This is a genomic window from Fulvivirga sp. AWR4_260 (assembly GCF_056158185.1).
In genome coordinates this window covers 678,924-699,064 of sequence record NZ_JBSWSU010000015.1, presented here as the reverse complement: position 1 = coordinate 699,064, position 20,141 = coordinate 678,924, and the positions used below count along the sequence as shown (strand labels likewise).

Below are 20,141 nucleotides of genomic sequence, written 5' to 3'. Positions count from 1 at the left end.
TCATATCCCACTAAATGCACTAAAGCCACCATCTACAGGCACCACCACACCAGTTACAAACTTTGAACTATCGCTACATAACCATAGCAAAGTACCCGTTAAATCATCAGGATCTCCAAACCGCCCCATGGGTGTGTGACTTATAATTGTATTACCTCTATCCGTTAAACTACCATCAGCATTGGTAAGCAGTTTTTCATTTTGTGCTGTTAAAAAGAAACCTGGCGCTATGGCATTTACCCTAATGTTTACTTTAGCAAAATGCACGGCCAACCATTGAGTGAAATTACTAACTGCAGCCTTCGCGCCACTGTACGCAGGTATTTTTGTCAGTGGTTTAAAAGCATTCATTGAAGAAATGTTTATAACACTGCACCCCTCTTTTCCTACCATGTGCTTCGCAAAAACCTGAGTGGGCAACAGCGTGCCTATAAAATTGAGATTAAAAACATATTGTATGCCTTCACCATCTAGGTCAAAAAAGGTCTTTAATTCAGCATCGGCATTAATGTCTTTATAATCAAGGTGAGTTTTATCCGTAGTGCCATCAGGGTGATTACCTCCGGCTCCATTAATCAAAATATCACAGAGCCCCAACTTTTCAGCGATAAGCTCATGGGCTTGTAGTAGACTACTTTTATCTAAAACGTTTGCAGCCACCGCCATAGCTATACCACCTGCCTCCTCAATTTCAGAAACGACCTGCTGAGCTTTAGATTTATCTCTACCTAAAACTGCTACCTTAGCGCCTCTACCTGCTAAAGCCTTAGCCATAGCACCTCCCAAAACACCACTTCCCCCTGTTATAACAGCTACTTTATCTTTTAAATTATTATCTTCTGATATCATAAATAAAAATTTGATGCAATATACATTATATCTGTGTAATAAATACACGGTAGTAAAATTACAGTTCTCCTCTAGTACAATATATCAATAACTTAAAAAATAATCTGTTTATTCTTTAATCATATACAGTTCGGGGCCGCCTTTCACTCCTACTTTCTTTTCATTAGTTTTTTCTAGCAGCTCCATTTGCATAATTTTTTTGCGGAAATTCCTTCTATCCAGCGATACATTGAGAATAGACTCATAAAGATCTTGTAGCTCCTTAAGAGTAAACTTTTTGGGCAAAAGCTCACCAAAAATCAACTCGTCTTGTAAATTTTTTCGGAGTTTTTTTAGGGCATCTAAGGCTATTTTGTCATGATCAAACCCTAGCTGATCGGGTAACGACAATACCGGAAACCACTCTACCTCACTTACATAATCACGAGCTATCGCGGGGTGATTCTCTGGCTTAATGAGCGCGTAGAAACTTACCGTTACCACACGTTTTACGGGATGCCGCTCAATGTTACTGTATACCTTTACCTGACGCTGATGTACGTTTTCTATACCTGTAAGATTAAACAAAACTTTCTCTACGGCCTCTTCTAGCGTTTGCCCCTTCCCCATAATACCACCGGGCAGCAGCCAATGTCCTTTATAGGGCTCTATGCACCTTTTCACTAGTAAAAGCTTGAGTTCGTTGTCCTGAAAACCGAAGATGGCACAATCTACCGTAAGGGTACATTCGTACGAATCAGGATTTACTGTAGTATTTAAATATTCCACTGAAAAAGATTTAGGTTTCACACAAAAATGCAAAATTAAAAACGAAAAACACCTCAATAAATTTGCATATGTGGCATTCTGTAGTGTACAAAAACCAATCCTTATGGACTTTTACGGCCTATAGTAAGTACGCTGTACCCCCGCCCATCATGATAATTTTATATTTATTTGCGTCATCAATTTTTCAAATTAACACCTGCCAAAATCAGGAACACTTACTGAATAAAGGCAGGTGAAATGAATGGTATTTAGGTATTTGAATTATTGTTGAGTTTATAAGTTTAAGCACACGGCATGCAAACAGCTTAATAGTTTAACATGCCCAATACGAGGTATTGAAAATCTGATATAACAGACTAGCTTTCCGAATTATTACCCTTTTCCGAACTACTTACTTATAATGAGTAAAGCTTTTAATCAGATATAGGCGGAGTTGCGGTTCGCACCACGCTCCGCCAGTACCTCTGTTGTTCCTTGGCCGGGAGCACATCTGAATTATGGATTATGTGATTGAGTTTTTCAATTAATAGTCGGTTATAAATGTTGAAGGGCCGCCTCCAGGTTAGGCGGCCTATTTATTTAAAGGCACTTTTTTACATTATCTCAATTCTTTACTATTCAAATTTGCTAAAATTTTGCTAAAATCTATTACACATTATAAAAACTATTAGTCACTAGCAATCCAGAATTAATTCTTTCTTGTCACCTCTTCAAAATCACTGAATATATACTGTCTGTTTGCGTATCAGGATTATCAAATTTCACTTCTGCTACAGCTCTTTTCTTCCTAAATAAATTAAATGGAGGCTTACCTGGTCGCTTATATGAATATGTTAATGTAAAGTGATGTTGCAATTGATAGTTTGTAACCAAGCTATCATTTAATTGATAGCCTGATAATTGAATATACTTATCCTTATAGGAGAAGGATTTGGCTAACTTCGGCTTTTCTGAAACAATGACTATTGTATCCTGCACATCTGTTATGATTGAGCCTTTTGTATTAGCAGTGACTGCCGCGTGACTTATTAAGTTCCTTTTTATATTACCTACGGTGGATTTTAGCTCTTCCCTCAATACTGAAGGCAAAACTTCTTTAGCATTCTTAGCCTGTATTTCTGCTGCTTGCGACAATGCATGATATTTCCCTGCCTCATCTCTCCACTTTTCCACCTTCAATTCTGTAAGGTCTTTCATAGACTTATAATCTTCCGCCTGCTCTTTTTCCTTTCGCCAAGCCATATACAACAACGCTATAACTATGAGTAATGCCACCCAGTAGTATCTACCCAAAAGTTTTAATGCAATAAGCGTCATGACTAATTGAAGATTTTCATTTCATTACCTTGCGCAAACCTTCCTGTCTGTGTGGCGATCCCTCCTTCTTGTACATGGATCAAAACATCTACATTATGGGCATAGGTCTGACTCCCTCTAAAATCTCCTCCTTTAGTGGAGTGCATAATAAATATGAATCCTTTTATATTAGGGTATTTCTTAGGTAGCTTGTCCAGCTGATCCTCATCCAGGTTTAATTTATGAACTGAATCCAAAATCAAATATTCATAATTTTTCAATTGATCATAAGGGATATGATCTTCAATAAATAAGTTAGGATCCGTAGCCCCAACCCTTATTAACCTTTCTTGGAGTATTCCATTCTTCCCCTCTTCTTTACTCACATATAAAACCTTCCCTTTTTCACTAGCCAAATAACCGGCTATCATCGCTGAGAGTGTACTCTTTCCACTTTTAGGTTTTCCATATACTAATGCTGTAAAACCCGGAGTAGGATCACCTAGAAACTTTTTCCATTTCCCTTGAAATCCAAGTGTGGTAAACTTCATCTTAGCAAAGTCAACACTACTTATTGGACCTCTACAGTTACACCCCTCAAGCGCATTAATTTCGTGATCATTTACCACTTGTTGAATCCCATTCAATTCAAGGGCATCCATTTCAATAGTTTTCCCATTTTGCCTTTCTTCTAAATTCTTCCGAATACTAATCAAGTATTTATAATAAGGATCCGTTGGCACAACATGCTTTTTATCCAGTGCCAAATTCAAGGCTTTAAGTAAAGTGCCTATTCTTTTTTTGTCATCACTCCCTTCTAAACCAATAAATCGCTTCATGAGCAGTACTGACTTATACACTCTCTCTTTTGAGATAATATCTAAAAGCTGTTGATGCCAAGCCTCAGGAATAGAAAGAATGACATCTCTATCTGGTGTCATAGCGTTGTATTGACGGCAAAGCTTATCTTGGATCTTTTTAATTTGAGTGGCATACTTTGACTTTTTTGTAATTTCTTTAGCTACAATGGCTCTTTGCAAAGCTTTTACATATAAGCCTATATGATGCCGTGCTTTTACCTTCCCTATTATTCTTAAAAACCGTTTAATGAAATAGTAATCCCTACTTTCTTTGTAGAAGAATTTAAAATCATCACTCTTTTGAATTTTAGTTTTTGAAGTTGCAATTGGTCTCTTAGCACTCGACTTTTCTTGCTTTGGATTCGGTGATAAAGGTTGCTTTTTTTGTGAGCTAAGAAACTTATTGAGAACATTGATATAGACATCCACTGTTTCTTTTATATCAGCATCTGCTTTGTAATAAGCCGCCATTTCATCAAAACTGTCATGGGCTTGCTTTAATTCTGAGGGGAGTTTTTGGATCAGAGCAGGTGTTACCTGCTCATGATAATTATCTATTGTAACCATTACTTTTTATTGTAATGTTACTTCTGTATAGTATTGCATTTACCTGATTAAGGTCGATAGCACCCAATAACAGCTATAATTGAAGTAAGCTGAGCTTTAACTTAAGCGCCTTAGCTTTCACCTTTATTAAATTAAGGTCAGCTTTTTTGATTGGTTCTCGTTCTTTCAAAGGTAATGCACACGACTGCCCTGGCATGTCTGTAGCTTTATAAGACAATAAGTAGTTCAAGCTACTAAAATCCTTCGCTCGCTCCTTTGCCGTTTTCCCCGAGATAGCCATCTTTTCCTTTTTAAACTTCACTTCCTGCTTTTTCTTTTCAAAGTATTCTTGACTTTCCGTGCTTTGAAGTTCTCCAGTAGCTTTAGTTAATTCTTTATCAAAAGCTGAAATGATTTCATCTAGGTTATCATCTAACGTAAGCCCCTTACCTTGGAGCAAGCTCTTTTCGGCTTTCCTTACTTCATACAAATAATCTCTAAAACGATTCAAGTGATTTTCAAGTGCAAATAGCCCCTGCTTCACGTCATAACTCACCTTAACTAATTTTCTTCCTAACTGTAGCAGTAACTTATCTTCCTGTAATGTCGACTCTAAAAATTGCTCTACCTCTTTAATGAGCAATTCGACTCCCCCTATAAATGTCTTTCTCTTTGCCTCAGTTTTTGAATGAAACCACAAGGCATTTTCATAGGCTTTCGAAGACTCAAAAAAGTAAACCTTAAAATGATCTAAGGTTTTAGCCAGCCCCTCCCTGCACAATGACTGAGTAGTAAGATAGCCACTATAAGTGACTTTAAATCTCTTTATCACTTCTACATTATTCAGGGCTATAGCCTGCTTTCTTTTTATCTCCTTCCTCTCCTTATCAATCTCTAGCTTGGTAAGTGCATCTATATTTGTAAATAAGGCAAACTTTACTTCTTCTGGATCGAGAGATTCCAAATCTATGACATTACCCCTATCCCCTTTATACCATATATCATTTACCCTTGAAGTCTTTTCCTCTAACTTCTGAAAAACAAATACATCCATACTATTCTCCACTAAAGGCATAACAGAACGAACATAACCAAACTCATTACCTTGTCTCCAAATCCTACCTTCAAGCTGTTTCACATCAGTGGGATTCCAATCTGGATATAAATTATAAATTACTGTCCCTTTCTTCTGTAGATCAATTCCCTCCCTAATAGTAGCGGTACCTATTATGACCTTCACTTTGCCTTCAAGAAAAGCGTCTTTCAAGGCCTCTTTTCTAGCAGCTGATATTCCCGAAGATATAATTTCAACCTCATCAAAAACCTTCGATTGAAATTTCACCCTAGTGGCATATCCAATCTCTTCTTCAAGATATTCTTTGATCAGTGGAAAGTAATCCTTTCCCCTATTCATATAAATCACTTGCCCTGAAACCTCTTCATTTCTTTCAACATGATATGACCGCACTGATTTTACGCACTCCATCACATAATGAATTTTAGGGCTACCTTCCACATAATCTTTATAGTCTTCAGGAGGCCTATTGAACTTATATAAAAATGGACTTAAGGCATTGTCAAGTGATCTACCCATTGCTCGCATCACATCTCCATTTATAGCACTACCATTTTTAGCCAAAGAAATGATTTCAGCCTGATTATCCATTTGCTGCTGAGTCATTTTTAGGTAAGTCACCACTTGTTGTTCTGAAGGTAATTTCTGAGTGTCTCCATTCTCATTAGTAGTATAAATCATGGGAAGGTTTACCTTACAAGGACGTTTTACTCCAGCTTCCTCTCCTGTTTTATAAGCAATGTGGTTATGGATTAATCTCTGCAACACAAGCCTATTGTTAAAGCTTTTCACCACAGGAGCTTCTTTTATAGTATCGTCATAGGAATTAACATATTCAAGTGACTGTAAAACGAAGGTCTCCATAAACCGTTCTACGGATGTAATCCCCATCTTACACATGCTCTCATACCCCACTAATGATAACATAGAATAAATTTCTAAAGGGCTATTGGTAAAAGGAGTAGCGGTTAACAACATCACATTGCCACCATACATTCTTTGGATATAATTACAGAGAAAAAAAGCCTTCACGGCTCTGGCACTTTGGCTTCCTGTAATCTTATATCGTTTTACTCCTTCTTCATCGGCCGGCACCTGATCAAATACATTTTTGAAATTGTGCGCTTCATCAATTACGATATAATCAAAGCCTAGACTATCTATATCAGCCACGGTATTTTTTAAGCCTAACCCTATTAGCTCGCGATAACTTTGATACTTCATTTCAAGGTCTCTTTGTGATTTTCGATCATCATTTTCCTGAGCCAATATTTTACTGAGTTCATCAAAAAGCAACTTCATTACTTTCATAGAAAAGCCTATCTTACTGAATCCCTCGTAAGTCATTACTGTGATGGAGTTTTCTTTTACAACTTGTTTCAAATTAACCTTACCTGTAATGCCCTTACCCAGGTTGTACCACTCATTCAAAGTAACTCCGGTATGAGACATTACCCCAGGAATAAATTCCCCTGAAGTATCATCCTTATAACCTATAATTTCTCTTATCCATTTCTTATAGGTGGGGTTAGGTACTACAATTAATGGACGTTTACATTTACCTGAATAAAGTGTATTAGCTACCGTAATAATAGCCGACATGGTTTTACCCACTCCTACATCATAGGCTATAACTCCCGAACCAGCTATTTCCATAAAAGCAATAGCTTCACGCTGTGCAGGGGTAAACTCTAAATGAAAGCTTTTGAAATGACTAGAACAGCTGAAACCTACGGGCACTCGATGGTATGGTACCGAGCTAAAGCCATTATATTCTCTATTCCACTTAAAATCTATTTTGCGCTGATCTTCTGGTAGTACCGCCTCATTTAAAAACTTACTGAAAAGCTGTTCCCCTTCTATTCTTCCATATTTTTCAATAGTGCTTTTCTCTTCATCACTTAAGGATCTGCTCAATTTTTTACCATTGATATAGTAGGAGATAATTTGAAAAGCGGTGACCTCTTCAAAGTGGTGTTTTTCCAATGATCTTAACCAACCACTAAAAGCATCTACCAAACTACAATGGCTTTCCTCATTAGAATTCAACACTACCCCACTATCTTCTCGCAATCCTGAGATCAAAAACTCTCTGGCAAACTTAGATATGCACAATATTTTTGGTCGTTCTGAAGGATTAGCATGTGTAACGGTGATAATGGCTGGTTTGAGTTTCTGAATCAAAGCTGAGTGTGCTTGAAACACCTTATCCCCATACTTACTTTTTATCTCTGCTGCATCCTTTTCAAGTTGTAGTTCTCGATCATACATGTTGCCATAAGCATAGATAGGATAGGGTAGGTACTCTCCATCAGAATAATATAAAAGTCCATCTTTAACCCATGCCATTAATTGACGTTCACTAACCTGATGCCCCGTTTTCTCCCGCTGCACATCCTTTTCCTTAATAAGATATTTATTCCCGTCAAGCCCTATAAAAATGATATATTTTTCATCTCTATACTCATGGCTGAACCTTGTAGGTTTACCTATTACACTCCCCTTTTTTATACTATTAATATCTTTCCATGTATTATCCTTGATTACAGCATCTCTCACTGCTCGCAATACCTCTGAAGTCTGCTTACTTTTATCATTTGTATAATATTGCTCCCAACCTTTCATGACGTAACCAAGAGATCTTTTATACCAAACCCAAACCTTCTTTTCCCCCTCACTTATTCCTTGGTTATAAGTGGTATCCACCTGATTAAAGCTCAATAGTTTGCCTCTAAAACTTTGCTCCTTTTCTGATTTTGCAATTACCTGCTTTACCTCTAGGTAATTATTTTTCATCAACGATTTATCTTCATCTAATAAGTCTCCAAGACCTTGGAAAAACACTTCATCGGTTATTCCTGACAAGGCATAGTTGGCTGATATTTTCATCTCTAGTATTTTTAATTTCAATTGTACGGCTTTGCTCTTTACAGCAATTTTTTGCTTTAATTTTATAGGGCTCAATGTGGATTGCACCTCTTCTTTACCGCCTTTGATACGAATAGGAAAATCTCGTGAGGTAGTAACATATTCCTTTCCTGCCACTTTTTCTGGGTGAAGCTCAAACCAGGTATTAAATCGGGTGAGATCAAAAAAGCTTAGAGTGCTAGGTGAAGTGTCACTTAAAGGGTTAGTGCATTTAAAATCATGATCTTTCGCCCATAATATAATTTCTTCAGAGAGGTGTCCATTTCGAAGTAATCTCAAATAATTTTCATAGCGTTTATTCAATTCCAGAAGATCAGTCTTTCGCTGTAATTGTGCAATAAATGCCATGAGTTGTGAGATGTATTCAAGGCGAGCTGTTAGTTTAATAGTATTCATAACAGCTCGCTCTCAATTTGTCCGATGGCAGCTTCTATACTTATCCCATTTTTAATGGCATAGTTGAGTACCAGGCTCTCTGTCTTTTTGTATGCGCTTGGACTTTTCAGAAGTTCGCTCAATTTTGGTGTAGTCGATGTAGTACACTTAGCAAGTGCCTTTCTTATTAAGCTTCTAAGTTTATCGTGTTCTTGTTCGTTTCTATTCATAGAACAATCCTACACCGCTTAATACTCCTTACTTCGTGATACTACCTAATTAAGGTGGGTTACTCCCGATTAAGTCCGCTCTAAAACAATTACATCAGTAGGGATATTGGTATGTTTAAATACTGAAGGCAAGCGGTAAGCATCTATTAACTTACAAATCCACCCCATTTCTTTTTTCATTTTATTATAACTTATACCATTTCGTAAAAAGGCAGAGGGAATTACATATACAAGAAGTCCTCCTTTTCTTAAAAGTTTAAGTCCATAATACATGAAAAACATTTCAGTTTGTAACACTTTAGGCCATGGAAAATAACTACTGTACCAGTTCTTATATTTCCCGTAAGGGGGATTCCCAATGATCAAATCAAAAGGATAATTATTGAGCCAAGTTAGCCCCTCAGTAATGCGTGAAGTATAACGAGGCGCTTTCATAAAAGCATTTTCAAAATGCAACTGATGAATTTCAGCCTCAGGATATAAAATTTCAGTGATTCTCGCGCTTATGGCATTGGTTTCGAAACCCGTAAGTTTGCTACCTTTAGGAGCATGTTTTAGAAATACACCTGTACCACATGATGGCTCTAAGACCTTCCCTCCTGCTTGAAAACCATGGTAAGTGGCTAAGTTCCACATCAGCTCCACTAGGTATTCTGGGGTATAAAACTCATAAAGCTTGCCTTCACCTTTACCTGTAGGCCTCCCCTCTCCCGTATAACCACTAATAAATTTCTTTTCCTCTACGCTGTACTGCTTACGCTCTTTATCCTTAGTAATAATGAATGCTTCTATTTCCTTATTAAGCTCTAACTGACTATCTGAATTACCCATATCTATAGTTTTAACCATGAGCAATTGTATTAGCTTTGAAATTAAAGGTTACGTTATTTGGGAGAGTTCGAAGTAATTGACATAGAATAATATTGCACTATTCAGATAAAAGGATAAAATAAGTAACGATTGTAATAATATTATCTCAAATCATTATAAAAAAATATATTATCATATGATTGACATGATTATATCTATCACCTATAATAATACATTTGAAAGTAAAACAGCTTTTCTTCGAAATGTTACTTTCACCCCTGGGAACACTCAATTTCTTGAGCTATATTCACCATTCAAGGTGCACACAATGGCTATAAGTAATTGCTTGTTCTCGCCTACTTCTGAAAATCCTCACGGATTATCTATTCGGTTTTTTATGTGCTAAATTTCGTGCTAAAAACACGTCACTAATCATACACAAAACCGTTGTATCCCATGGTGTAATCGAAAAACCCATCACAAATTTTAGCACATTTGGTTTTGCCAACGCACTAATCCCACCCTAAAAACCAAAAGAACTAAAATATCTCTACGTTTGAGAGATGGTAATAATATATCATTAATGATATGGTTTTGTATCTTCACGCAAATCTAAAATTATCCAAAATGAACAGGATAAAAGAAGTATTAGGCGCAAAAGGAATCAAGCAAGTCTGATTAGCAGAATAACTGAATAAGAGCTACAATATGGTAAACTCTTATGTTCAAAATAGACGACAGCCAAGCTTAGAAGATTTATACAAGATTGCAGAAATACTTGACGTACAGGTCAAAGAATTACTAATAGAAAGAAATAAATAAGCATCCGAAGATGACATTATCAGATATTTTAAAGGACTCAAATTATAAAATGACTCAGTTTTCAAAGTCCCAAATTGAAAAATTAGAAGAGTCAATCACTTTAAAAGATACAAGAGGAAAAACAACACCTTTTATCACCTGCCTTGTAAGGAGAAAAGAAATTCAACTCAAGCCAGAAGAAGTTGTAAGACAACTATATCTCATGGTGCTACATGAAGAATACGGCTATTCGTATGACCGAATGGAAATTGAGTATGCAGTGAGTTTCGGAAGAGAAAAGAAACGAGCGGACATTGTGATTTTCGACAAGCAAGATGCTAGAGCTGTCTTTATCATGGTGGAGCTGAAAAAGCCTAAACTTAAAGACGGTAAAGAACAGCTAAAATCTTATTGTAACGCTACAGGTGCACCAATTGGAATTTGGAGTAATGGGGAATCCATTTCTTACTACAACAGAAGAGATCCCAATTATTTCAAGGACATTCCGAATATTCCAAAAGCGACCGAAAAGCTGACGGACATCTTAACAGAGCGTTGGACGATTGACGATTTAATTGAGAATGACAAACTTTCCAAAGAGCGTAAATCCTTAAAAGACCTTATTCTCGAAATGGAGGATGAAGTGTTGGCGAATGCTGGAGTGGACGTATTTGAAGAACTCTTCCAACTGATTTTCACCAAGCTTTATGACGAGTTAGAAAGCACCCGAAACAAAACAAGGCACCTTGAATTTAGAAACTACGGAGAAACAGAAACCGAACTAAAACAAAAGATTCAGGCACTTTTTGAAAAAGCCAAAGAAAAATGGGAAGGTGTATTTACCGAAAGTTCAAAAATTACTTTGACACCTTCGCACTTAGCCATCTGTGTATCTTCCTTGGAGCAAATCAAACTTTTCAACTCCAACTTGGATGTGGTAGATGAAGCATTTGAGTATCTCATCAACAAAAGTAGTAAAGGAGAAAAAGGACAATATTTTACTCCTCGATTTGTCATTGACATGTGTGTGAAAATGATGGATCCTAAAGCAGATGAAACTGTCATTGACACGGCTGCTGGTAGTTGTGGTTTCCCTGTTCACTCTATTTTTCATGTTTGGGAACAACAGCTCAAAGCGAAGGGACTTTCTAAAAGTCATTTGTTCACAGCCGAAGAAAAACTGCCTGAGCAAATAGACTATGTACAAAATAAAGTATTTGCCATTGACTTTGACGAAAAGGCGGTACGAGTGGCACGAACCCTGAACTTGATTGCTGGTGATGGGCAAACCAATGTGCTCCACATGAACACCCTCGACTATGACCGATGGGACAATAACTACGATGATAAAAATTGGCTAGACGTATATGGAAATGGCTGGAAAAACATCCGAAAACACCTAGCCAACCCCAAACCAAAAACGGTAACGATTGAAGAAGAACGAAACGGAAAAATCTATGTAAAGGAAAAAGAGATTTACGAATGCCGTGATTTCCAATTTGATGTGCTGATGGCAAACCCTCCATTTGCGGGCGACATCAAGGAAAGTAGAATTTTGGCTAAATACGATTTGGGTAAAAAGCCCAACGGCAAGTACCAAACCAAAGTAGGGCGTGATATTCTGTTCATAGAACGTAACCTCGATTTCTTAAAACCTGGTGGACGTATGGCAGTGGTATTGCCTCAAGGAAGGTTCAATAACAGCTCTGACAAAGCCATAAGAGACTACATAGCCGAGAGATGCAGAATATTGGCTGTGGTAGGTTTACACGGCAATGTATTCAAACCGCATACAGGTACTAAAACCTCTGTACTTTTTGTACAGAAATGGGATGAAACCCTTTGCCCCAAAGTAGAAGATTACCCCATTTTCTTTGCTACCATGCAAGAACCCAGCAAAGACAACAGCGGTGAAAAGATATTTGTCCGTAAAAAGGATTTTCCAACTACTCAATCCTCCGAGGTTTCGAAAACCTCGGAGGGTTTGCCAGATGTAGCCGAACCCCTAGACAACTACGACTCTACCCCTGCGAACTTGGATGAATATCTACTAGATTCTCATGGTCACTTAGTGGTAAAGCATGACCTTTTTAACCATGACGGACTCACCAAAGACGGCATAGCAGAAGCATTTCTGGAATTTGCTAAAAAAGAGAAACTCTCATTTGTGGGAAAGCTCTAAGCCCTTTTAATGAAACCCGATACAGGGAATTGTTGGAAGGGCTGGAGATTAGTGAAATCCTATATTCAAATATCATTCATGAGAATAGATACGATAGTGAATATTTTCAAAAGAGATTTCTGGAGGCAGAATCTTTTCTTAAAAAAAGTCCAGTACATCTGATAGGTGAACAATATAAAGTTACTGATGGCGAGCATGGTTCAGTTACTCTAAGAGAAAATGGAATTAAGTACCTGACTGCTGAAAATGTAAAGAGTGGATATGTTGATATCTCAAAAGTACGCTATGTCGACCAAGAAGTAAATCAAAGAAATAAACGAGCGGAAGTCAAAGTTGGCGATCTTCTTATTTCAATTAAAGGCACTTTAGGAGAGGTTGCTGTAGCAGAAGATTGGTTATTGCCTGCTAATATGAATAGAGATGTTGCAATTCTTAAACCATTAGAAAACAATCATCTTTCGCCATATCTGCTTAGTACATTTTTAATGAGCAAATATGGAAGTATTCAGTCATTACGAGGAGGGTCTGGAGGCGTTCAACAAATGATCACTTTAGAAAGACTTAGAAACTTTCTAGTCCCAGAATTTTCTGAGTTGTTTAATAAAGTTATTGAAGATTGTTATTTAAACTCGTTAGACCTACGGAATAAATCTAAATCCATATATACCCAAGCCGAACAACTCCTACTCCAAGAACTCAACCTAGCCAACTTCCAACCCAGTCAAGAACCTGTGAACGTCAAAAGCTTTTCAGAATCTTTTGGTAGCTCTGGGCGCTTAGATGCAGAGTATTATCAGGTGAAGTACGATAATTATTCAGCTTCAATCGAACGCTATTCAAACGGCTCTGATTCAATTGCATCTGTATGTGATATTAAAATCAAGAATTTCACACCTTCTGAGAATGTAGAATACAAATACATTGAACTTTCCAATATTGGAAAAACAGGTGATATTACTGGGTGTACAATCGATTTTGGAAATGAATTACCTTCAAGGGCAAGAAGACTGGTAAAGAAAGGTGATGTTATTATTAGTTCCATTGAAGGTAGTTTAGACTCTTGTGCATTAGTTACTGCTGAATATGACAAAGCTATTTGCTCAACAGGCTTTTACGTAATCAAATCCAAAATCATCAACTCAGAAACATTACTGGTTTTATTTAAATCACAGTTAATAAAGAACATTCTAAAGCAAAACTGCTCAGGAACAATATTGACAGCTATAAATAAAGATGAGTTTTTCAATATCAATATTCCGCTGGTTGAATCTAAAATTCAGGAACAAATAAAGGAATTGATAACTGAAAGTTTTTCATTAAAGCAACAAAGCGAACACTTATTAGAAGTTGCCAAGCAAGCCGTAGAGATGGCCATAGAGCAAGATGAAAAAACGGCTATGAACTGGATAAAAGAACAAACCTACAATCTTCAAACAACAAGCTAATGGAATAACTATGTCCTAATAAATCCTCATTCATCTTGTATACCTCTCAAAGTGGAGAGGTGAAAGGAGATATGCTTCTTCAAGACGAAACGGTTTGGCTTACCCCAAAAGCCATGCAAGAGCTCTTTGGTAAAGCAAAAGCCTCCATTAGTGAGCATATCAGAAATGTTTTTAAAGAAGGAGAATTAGAAGAAAACTCAGTTGTTCGGAAATTCCGAACAACTGCCGATGATAGCAAAGAATACACTACATCATTCGACAATTTGGATGTCATTATTTCTGTTCGCTAGCGTGTAAATCGCAACAGGGTGCACAGTTCCGTATTTGGGCAACCAAAACCCTTCGTGAATACATCATCAAACAAAGAGCTAATAAAGACAAACCCAACATGGGGTTAACCACTTGGATAAACGCTCCTTCAGGAAAAGTATTGAAAACGGATGTATCAGTAGTCAAAAACTATCTCAGCGAGAAGGAACTAAAAGACCTGAACCGAATTGTTACCATATATCTGGACTTTGCTGAGTGGCTAACCACTTTGGGACGTCAGTATGATGTGCTATCTCAGCCGACTCATACAGCCTCAGTATCCAGTTCCTGTTCGTTGGAACCGGGATTTGCAGTCTCCCTTCCTTCAGTGAATGCCTCACAACAAACCACCTTGCGACTTGCTAATGCCTCGTGGCACGACTCCCGCGCACAAGGGACTAATAATTTGATATCTATGATACCATATGCCCATGCTGGGCACACACAATCGATGATGGCGCATGGCCTACTGAGACATCTGCAAGAGCCTGCTAAACATCCCGCTTATCTACCGCCAAGCAAGTATTGTCCTTTCTACCCTCCCCTGCTCGTGGGAGTTTTTATCTGTGATGACGCTGTGCATTTCACAAACTTTGATCACACCGGCAGATAAACTACTTTTATCGGAACTTAAAAAGCTCGGATGCCACAGCGCCATATCTGGGCGTTACCAGTAATTTAAAATCCGAGGCTTTCACACTAATAATCAACAATTAAAGTGAAATGGAATAAAAAAAACATAATTGCAAATCAAGGTATAACGTTCCTGCAAGAGGAGATTAATAAACAGGGATCAATTTTCAGACCTGTTCATGAAGAAAATGATATCGGAATTGATGGCTTTATTGAATACGTAGAGGACGAAAACGCAACTGGACAATTAATTGCAGTCCAAGTTAAAACTGGTGACTCATATCTAAACAAAAGCAAAGATACATTTAGGCTTTATGTTGATCAAGATCATATCGACTATTGGAATGAATTTGTTGTTCCAGTAATTTTAATTTTTTATTCACCAACCTTAAATATTTCATCTTATGTTGAGATTAAAAGTCTAGTCAAATACGAGGAATATCATGATAGATTGCCAATAACAAAAATAGAGGTAAGAACTGATAAGAAATTTAGTTCTGAAACAATCTCAAAGCAGTTCAAGGATATTTTAAAAGTTTATAAAGATGAAAAGATATTGTTTGATTCAACTGAGAAATGTTTAAGTAATGATTTACAACATCAAAAGGAAGGCTTTTTAATTTTATCAAACCATCCTTTTTCAAGAGAAAGAAAGATTACAATTTATATCGCGAAAAAACTCCTTTTGAGCGATGATGTAGAATTGAGTAAAGACGCGCTTTATATACTTGGATATGGTTGCGGTAGAGCTAGGTGGTCATGGAATCCCAATAACAAAGAAGAAAAAGAAATAATTAATTATGCTTCCCAAATTTGCTCTGAATTAGATAATAATGAACTTAAACGTGTGATTAATCTCACTAAAAACGAATATTGGAATGGACCACAAGGTTTAGGAGAAAGAGCCATTGATGTTTTAAGCTGTAATATTAATTCGCAATCTGTCGCAGAAGAAATCCTGATTAATCAGGATAATCCAATAGAGATACGTGGTTTTTGCTTATTTTATTTGTATGAATGCGATGATGACCTATTAATGGAAGACAAAGAAAAAATTTGCACAAAACCTGTATTAAAAGAAGTATATGAATGGTTATATCAAGAAAAAACAGAATAAAAACTACTGGTAATCGTGTAGACGGCCGTGAGCTGCAAGCCCACGGTGCGCCTCACACACCACGTAGCGTACGGGTCTCGTACTACGCGGTTCATTGAATCTCTGGTTGGTTTTCCTTCTGTCTGCTTAAGAAAAGGCTATAAAAGCTCAAAGACCAGTATTCCTAATCGAATTAAGACACGATTCAATGTTCAGCCCTTCATTATTTAGTGAGGCCTCCTTGGTTTTCAAGGCTCGTTACCAATAACTACTATGACCTCGGCTGACTTCTCTCTACCCAACCCGTGAGCGAGAGACCTCCCCAGGTAAGGGCATATTCCTTCACCCAATATCCACTGGATCTACTGCATAGGTGCTGAGTGGCTAACCACTTTGGGACGTCAGTATGATGTGCTACCTCATCCGACCTACGTAGCCTCAGTATCCAGTTCCTGTTCGTTGGAACCGGGATTTGCAGTCTCGCTTCCTTCAGTGCATGCCTCACGACAAACCACCTTACGACTTGCTAATGCTTCGGGACACGACTCCCGCGCATAAGGGACTTTCTCCCTCTGGAATAATTTGGTATCTTAGATACCATATGCCCACGCTGGGCACACACAGGGTGTAAAAGCGTATTTAGGCTTCACCGTGCGAAGTCCTAAAATGCTTTGGTGAGTCTCCACCGCACGTTTTGGGTTAGTATTTCATAGCTACTTTCACCTCTTAACATGTGGACTATTTGTAAGGACGGGGTGTCTTAAGCTGCTTACTAGGTTCTAAAACCAAATCGTGCTAGTTTTATGCCTTGTAAAACAAGTAAACAAACGCGCCTTACAGGGGCGTTATCTCTCATAAAACATGATTTATAGGATTATCTCTACCTGCTCAATATTGTTTTTGCTAACAGCACCTGTTCAATCCAACCCTATTGGTTCAGAACTGGATGTAATCAGCTACCATCTGACAATAGAGCCTAGTATTGAGACAAAATCCATTTTGGGCACAGTTATTATAAAGTTTCAAGTTGAAAATGATGCTAATTCTGTAGCGCTTAAGTCTGGAAATCTTATAATAGATAAGGTGACTGGTAATAATGTTGAAAGTTTTGAGAATCGGGATAGCAATCTAGTCATTAATCTCTCTGAAACAGGAAGAAAGTATAACGAAATAACCATTGATTATCACGGGAATCCAAGTAATGGACTTTTGTTCAACACTGAAAGAGGACAAGCCTTTACGATATATTCGACAAGTCAATGGATGGTTTGTAATGACTTACCTGGAGATAAAGCCATATTGTATCTGAATATTTCTGTTTCAGCAGATAAAGATTGTATTGCCAGTGGTGAGTTGGTGAACAAGGTGCATAAGAATAATAAAATACAATATTCCTTTCAGCAAAGTTATGAATCTCCTGCTTATACATATGGATTTGCCATTGGCAATTTCAACCAAGTAGAAGAAAAATCAGGAGATGTGTTACTTAGATATTACTCACAGGACTACGATTCCAGTCAGCTTCTGACCATTTTCAAGGAAACATCCATGATGATTGCTTTTTTTGAGGATAAAGCTGGTGTGAAATATGATCAATCGACCTACTCCCAAATACTTATAGGTAATCATTATCAAGAAATGTCAGGTTATTCAGCCTTGAAAGACACGTATGGAAGGCTGGTTCTGAAGGATAGTACTGAGACCAATTTAATTTCGCATGAACTGGCTCATCAGTGGTGGGGTAATCGAATTACCTGTAAGAATTGGAATCACTTTTGGCTTAATGAAGCAATGGCCACCTACCTATCAGCAGCGTATAATGAATATCGCTTTGGTAAAGAAAAGTATCAATCTGATGTAGATTCATACTATGCAGTATATGAGGCTATAAAAAACCGGGGCAATGATAAGCCTCTGGTTTTTGCAAATTGGTCAAACCCGTCAAGTGATGATCGAAATTTAGTCTATTTTAAAGGTGCTTATGTTTTACATCTGTTAAGAAAAAGATTAGGTGATGAAATATTTTGGAAAGCGATAAAATTCTATTCTACAAAATATTTTGGGGAGTCTGTCGAAACAACAGACTTTCAGAAAGCTATTGAGGAAGGATCAGGGGTTCAACTAAAGGGCTTTTTCAATGAATGGGTTTATAAAAACGAGAGATAATCGTGTAGACGGCCGTGAGCTTTAAGCCCACGGTGCGCCTCACACACCACCTAGCCTACGGGTCTCGTACTACGCGGCTCATTGAATCTCGGGTTGTAATTCCTTCTGTCTGCTTAAGAAAAGGCTATAAAGGCTCAAAGACCAGTATTCCTAATCCAATTACGACACGATTCAATGTTCAGTCCTTCATTATCTAGTGAGGCCTCCTTGTTTTTCAAGGCTCGTTACCAATAACTACTATGACCTCGGCTGACTTCTCTCTACCCAACCCGTGAGCGAGAGACCTCCCCAGGTAAGGGCATATTCCTTCACCCAATATCCACTGGATCTACTGCATAGGTGCTGAGTGGCTAACCACTTTGGGACGTCAGTATGATGTGCTACCTCGTCCGACCTACGTAGCCTCAGTATCCAGTTCCTGTTCGTTGGAACCGGGATTTGCAGTCTCGCTTCCTGCAGTGCATGCCTCACGACAAACCACCTTGCGACTTGCTAATACTTCGGGACACGACTCCCACGCATAAGGGACTTTCACCCTCTGGAATAATTTGATATCTATGATACCTCATGTCCATGCTGGGCACACACAAGTTATAGAATGCATATCCTTTGGGATACGCGCCATACACAAACCGTAGCGGGCATGGCTGTAGGACAACTTGAACAACAGCAATCCCGACTTTATCCCTCCACATTAATAATTTTTACTAGCCAAAAACCAAATCTAGTTTTCATGTGAATTAAAACAATCTAATATATAGAATTATGATGTATATTAATTTTATATATATTTGTTCTATGTATTCAAAAGAACTACTTAAAGGAACTCTTTCCGCAATCATTCTGAATTTATTATCCGAAAATGAAAAAATGTACGGTTATGAAATCTTCCAGCGAGTGAAAGAGCTATCAGATGAAAAAATTTTACTTAAGGATGGCTCATTATATCCAGCCTTGCAAAAAATGACTAAGGATGGTCTTCTTTCATACAAAGAAGAGTATATCGGAAAAAGAGTGAGGAAATACTATTTTCTAACTCCCAAGGGCGAAATGGAAAAAGTACGATATCTAGAAGAATTGAAGGATTTTCTGACCACCCTAAACAAACTTGTTTTTTCCAACCTCAAAATGGTATGAAATTAACCGCTGATCAAGAAAATGCTATCAAGAACTTAGTTGATGCTCAAGGAATAGAAATTATAACACTCCGTGATGATCTGATAGATCACTTATGTTGTGTTATCCAGAGTGAGTTGGGAAATGGTAAATCATTTGAACAATTGTTAAATGAAGCCTTGAGGGATCTAGCACCAAATGGATTGATTGAAATTCAGCATGAAACAATTTTTTTAATAAACGCTAAACGTATAATGATTATGAAAAAACTAATGTATTCAATAGGATTTTTGGGTTCAATTACATTGACGGCCGGAGTGACTTTTAAATTACTTCAAATGCCTTTCGGGACAGAATTATTTACAGCAGGCTTCTTGATGCTTCTATTAGTTTTTATTCCCTTATTAGCTATTGATAGGTTCAAAGTTTCTATAGTTAAAACCATTTCTGTAAAATTGAAAATAATTTTAGGTGCTGTTGCGGCTATTATTACTGGTATTTCAGGGCTATTTAAGTTGATGCATTTGCAGGGTGCCGACTTATTACTGATGCTTGGTGCATTTGTATTTGCACTTGGATTTCTTCCTTTCTTTTTCTTTACCATGTATAAGAAATCAATAGCTTAGGAATTGCCAATCAAAATGAAAGCATCCGTG

The 20,141-nt window shown here is 37.5% G+C and carries 16 protein-coding genes; 9 read left to right on the top strand and 7 right to left on the bottom strand.

Going from position 1 to position 20,141, the window contains the following annotated elements; genetic code table 11:
- From ACXACQ_RS09530 to ACXACQ_RS09500, 7 genes are all read right to left on the bottom strand, one after another.
- On the bottom strand, positions 1-849 hold the full coding sequence (locus ACXACQ_RS09530; RefSeq protein ID WP_474975709.1) for an SDR family oxidoreductase: 849 nt from the start codon (positions 847-849) through the stop codon (positions 1-3).
- 108 nt (positions 850-957) lie between these two features.
- The gene (locus ACXACQ_RS09525; protein ID WP_474975708.1) at positions 958-1,617 is read right to left on the bottom strand and encodes an NUDIX hydrolase; all 660 of its coding nucleotides are present in this window, start codon (positions 1,615-1,617) and stop codon (positions 958-960) included.
- Positions 1,618-2,319: 702 nt separating this feature from the next.
- On the bottom strand, positions 2,320-2,934 hold the full coding sequence (locus tag ACXACQ_RS09520) for a DUF6549 family protein (protein WP_474975707.1): 615 nt from the start codon (positions 2,932-2,934) through the stop codon (positions 2,320-2,322).
- A gap of 2 nt (positions 2,935-2,936) precedes the next feature.
- Positions 2,937-4,340, bottom strand: a complete 1,404-nt coding sequence (locus tag ACXACQ_RS09515) for a P-loop NTPase family protein (RefSeq protein ID WP_474975706.1) — start codon at positions 4,338-4,340, stop codon at positions 2,937-2,939.
- A 73-nt stretch (positions 4,341-4,413) separates the two neighbouring features.
- Positions 4,414-8,718, bottom strand: a complete 4,305-nt coding sequence (locus tag ACXACQ_RS09510; RefSeq protein ID WP_474975705.1) for an SNF2-related protein — start codon at positions 8,716-8,718, stop codon at positions 4,414-4,416.
- The gene (locus tag ACXACQ_RS09505) at positions 8,715-8,927 is read right to left on the bottom strand and encodes a hypothetical protein (protein ID WP_474975704.1); all 213 of its coding nucleotides are present in this window, start codon (positions 8,925-8,927) and stop codon (positions 8,715-8,717) included. Before ACXACQ_RS09505 ends, ACXACQ_RS09510 begins: the two co-directional genes overlap by 4 nt.
- A 69-nt stretch (positions 8,928-8,996) precedes the next feature.
- The gene (locus ACXACQ_RS09500) at positions 8,997-9,776 is read right to left on the bottom strand and encodes an Eco57I restriction-modification methylase domain-containing protein (protein WP_474975703.1); all 780 of its coding nucleotides are present in this window, start codon (positions 9,774-9,776) and stop codon (positions 8,997-8,999) included.
- A gap of 651 nt (positions 9,777-10,427) precedes the next feature.
- Between ACXACQ_RS09500 and ACXACQ_RS09495 the strand changes: the two genes are divergently transcribed.
- From ACXACQ_RS09495 to ACXACQ_RS09455, 9 genes are all read left to right on the top strand, one after another.
- The gene (locus ACXACQ_RS09495) at positions 10,428-10,559 is read left to right on the top strand and encodes a helix-turn-helix domain-containing protein (protein ID WP_474978468.1); all 132 of its coding nucleotides are present in this window, start codon (positions 10,428-10,430) and stop codon (positions 10,557-10,559) included.
- Positions 10,560-10,569: 10 nt separating this feature from the next.
- A complete protein-coding gene (locus ACXACQ_RS09490) occupies positions 10,570-12,720 on the top strand; it encodes a type I restriction-modification system subunit M (RefSeq protein WP_474975702.1) in 2,151 nt (716 codons plus the stop codon).
- Between the two features lie 32 nt (positions 12,721-12,752).
- A complete protein-coding gene (locus ACXACQ_RS09485; RefSeq protein WP_474975701.1) occupies positions 12,753-14,165 on the top strand; it encodes a restriction endonuclease subunit S in 1,413 nt (470 codons plus the stop codon).
- 35 nt (positions 14,166-14,200) lie between these two features.
- Entirely contained in the window at positions 14,201-14,455 is a 255-nt protein-coding gene (locus ACXACQ_RS09480; protein ID WP_474975700.1) for a virulence RhuM family protein, read from the top strand.
- 98 nt (positions 14,456-14,553) lie between these two features.
- A complete protein-coding gene (gene rhuM, locus ACXACQ_RS09475) occupies positions 14,554-15,087 on the top strand; it encodes a RhuM family protein (RefSeq protein ID WP_474975699.1) in 534 nt (177 codons plus the stop codon).
- A 105-nt stretch (positions 15,088-15,192) separates the two neighbouring features.
- A complete protein-coding gene (locus tag ACXACQ_RS09470; RefSeq protein ID WP_474975698.1) occupies positions 15,193-16,224 on the top strand; it encodes a DUF4365 domain-containing protein in 1,032 nt (343 codons plus the stop codon).
- 840 nt (positions 16,225-17,064) lie between these two features.
- Positions 17,065-18,369 (top strand): M1 family metallopeptidase, encoded by a 1,305-nt coding sequence (locus ACXACQ_RS09465; protein ID WP_474975697.1) that lies wholly within the window; start codon positions 17,065-17,067, stop codon positions 18,367-18,369.
- A gap of 798 nt (positions 18,370-19,167) precedes the next feature.
- Positions 19,168-19,506: a PadR family transcriptional regulator gene (locus ACXACQ_RS09460; protein ID WP_474975696.1), complete on the top strand. Its 339-nt coding sequence runs from the start codon at positions 19,168-19,170 to the stop codon at positions 19,504-19,506.
- Positions 19,503-20,111 carry a hypothetical protein gene (locus ACXACQ_RS09455; protein ID WP_474975695.1) on the top strand — a complete coding sequence of 203 codons (609 nt, stop codon included), beginning with the start codon at positions 19,503-19,505 and terminating at the stop codon, positions 20,109-20,111. Before ACXACQ_RS09460 ends, ACXACQ_RS09455 begins: the two co-directional genes overlap by 4 nt.
- Positions 20,112-20,141: the final 30 nt, after the last annotated feature.

Coding starts and splice junctions, on each gene's coding strand:
- ACXACQ_RS09530 (WP_474975709.1), bottom strand. CDS start 849: ATGATATCAGAAGATAATAATTTAAAAGATAAAGTAGCTGTTATAACA.
- ACXACQ_RS09520 (WP_474975707.1), bottom strand. CDS start 2,934: ATGACGCTTATTGCATTAAAACTTTTGGGTAGATACTACTGGGTGGCA.
- ACXACQ_RS09515 (WP_474975706.1), bottom strand. CDS start 4,340: ATGGTTACAATAGATAATTATCATGAGCAGGTAACACCTGCTCTGATC.
- ACXACQ_RS09510 (WP_474975705.1), bottom strand. CDS start 8,718: ATGAATACTATTAAACTAACAGCTCGCCTTGAATACATCTCACAACTC.
- ACXACQ_RS09505 (WP_474975704.1), bottom strand. CDS start 8,927: ATGAATAGAAACGAACAAGAACACGATAAACTTAGAAGCTTAATAAGA.
- ACXACQ_RS09500 (WP_474975703.1), bottom strand. CDS start 9,776: ATGGTTAAAACTATAGATATGGGTAATTCAGATAGTCAGTTAGAGCTT.
- ACXACQ_RS09490 (WP_474975702.1), top strand. CDS start 10,570: ATGACATTATCAGATATTTTAAAGGACTCAAATTATAAAATGACTCAG.
- rhuM (WP_474975699.1), top strand. CDS start 14,554: ATGGGGTTAACCACTTGGATAAACGCTCCTTCAGGAAAAGTATTGAAA.
- ACXACQ_RS09465 (WP_474975697.1), top strand. CDS start 17,065: ATGATTTATAGGATTATCTCTACCTGCTCAATATTGTTTTTGCTAACA.
- ACXACQ_RS09460 (WP_474975696.1), top strand. CDS start 19,168: ATGTATTCAAAAGAACTACTTAAAGGAACTCTTTCCGCAATCATTCTG.
- ACXACQ_RS09455 (WP_474975695.1), top strand. CDS start 19,503: ATGAAATTAACCGCTGATCAAGAAAATGCTATCAAGAACTTAGTTGAT.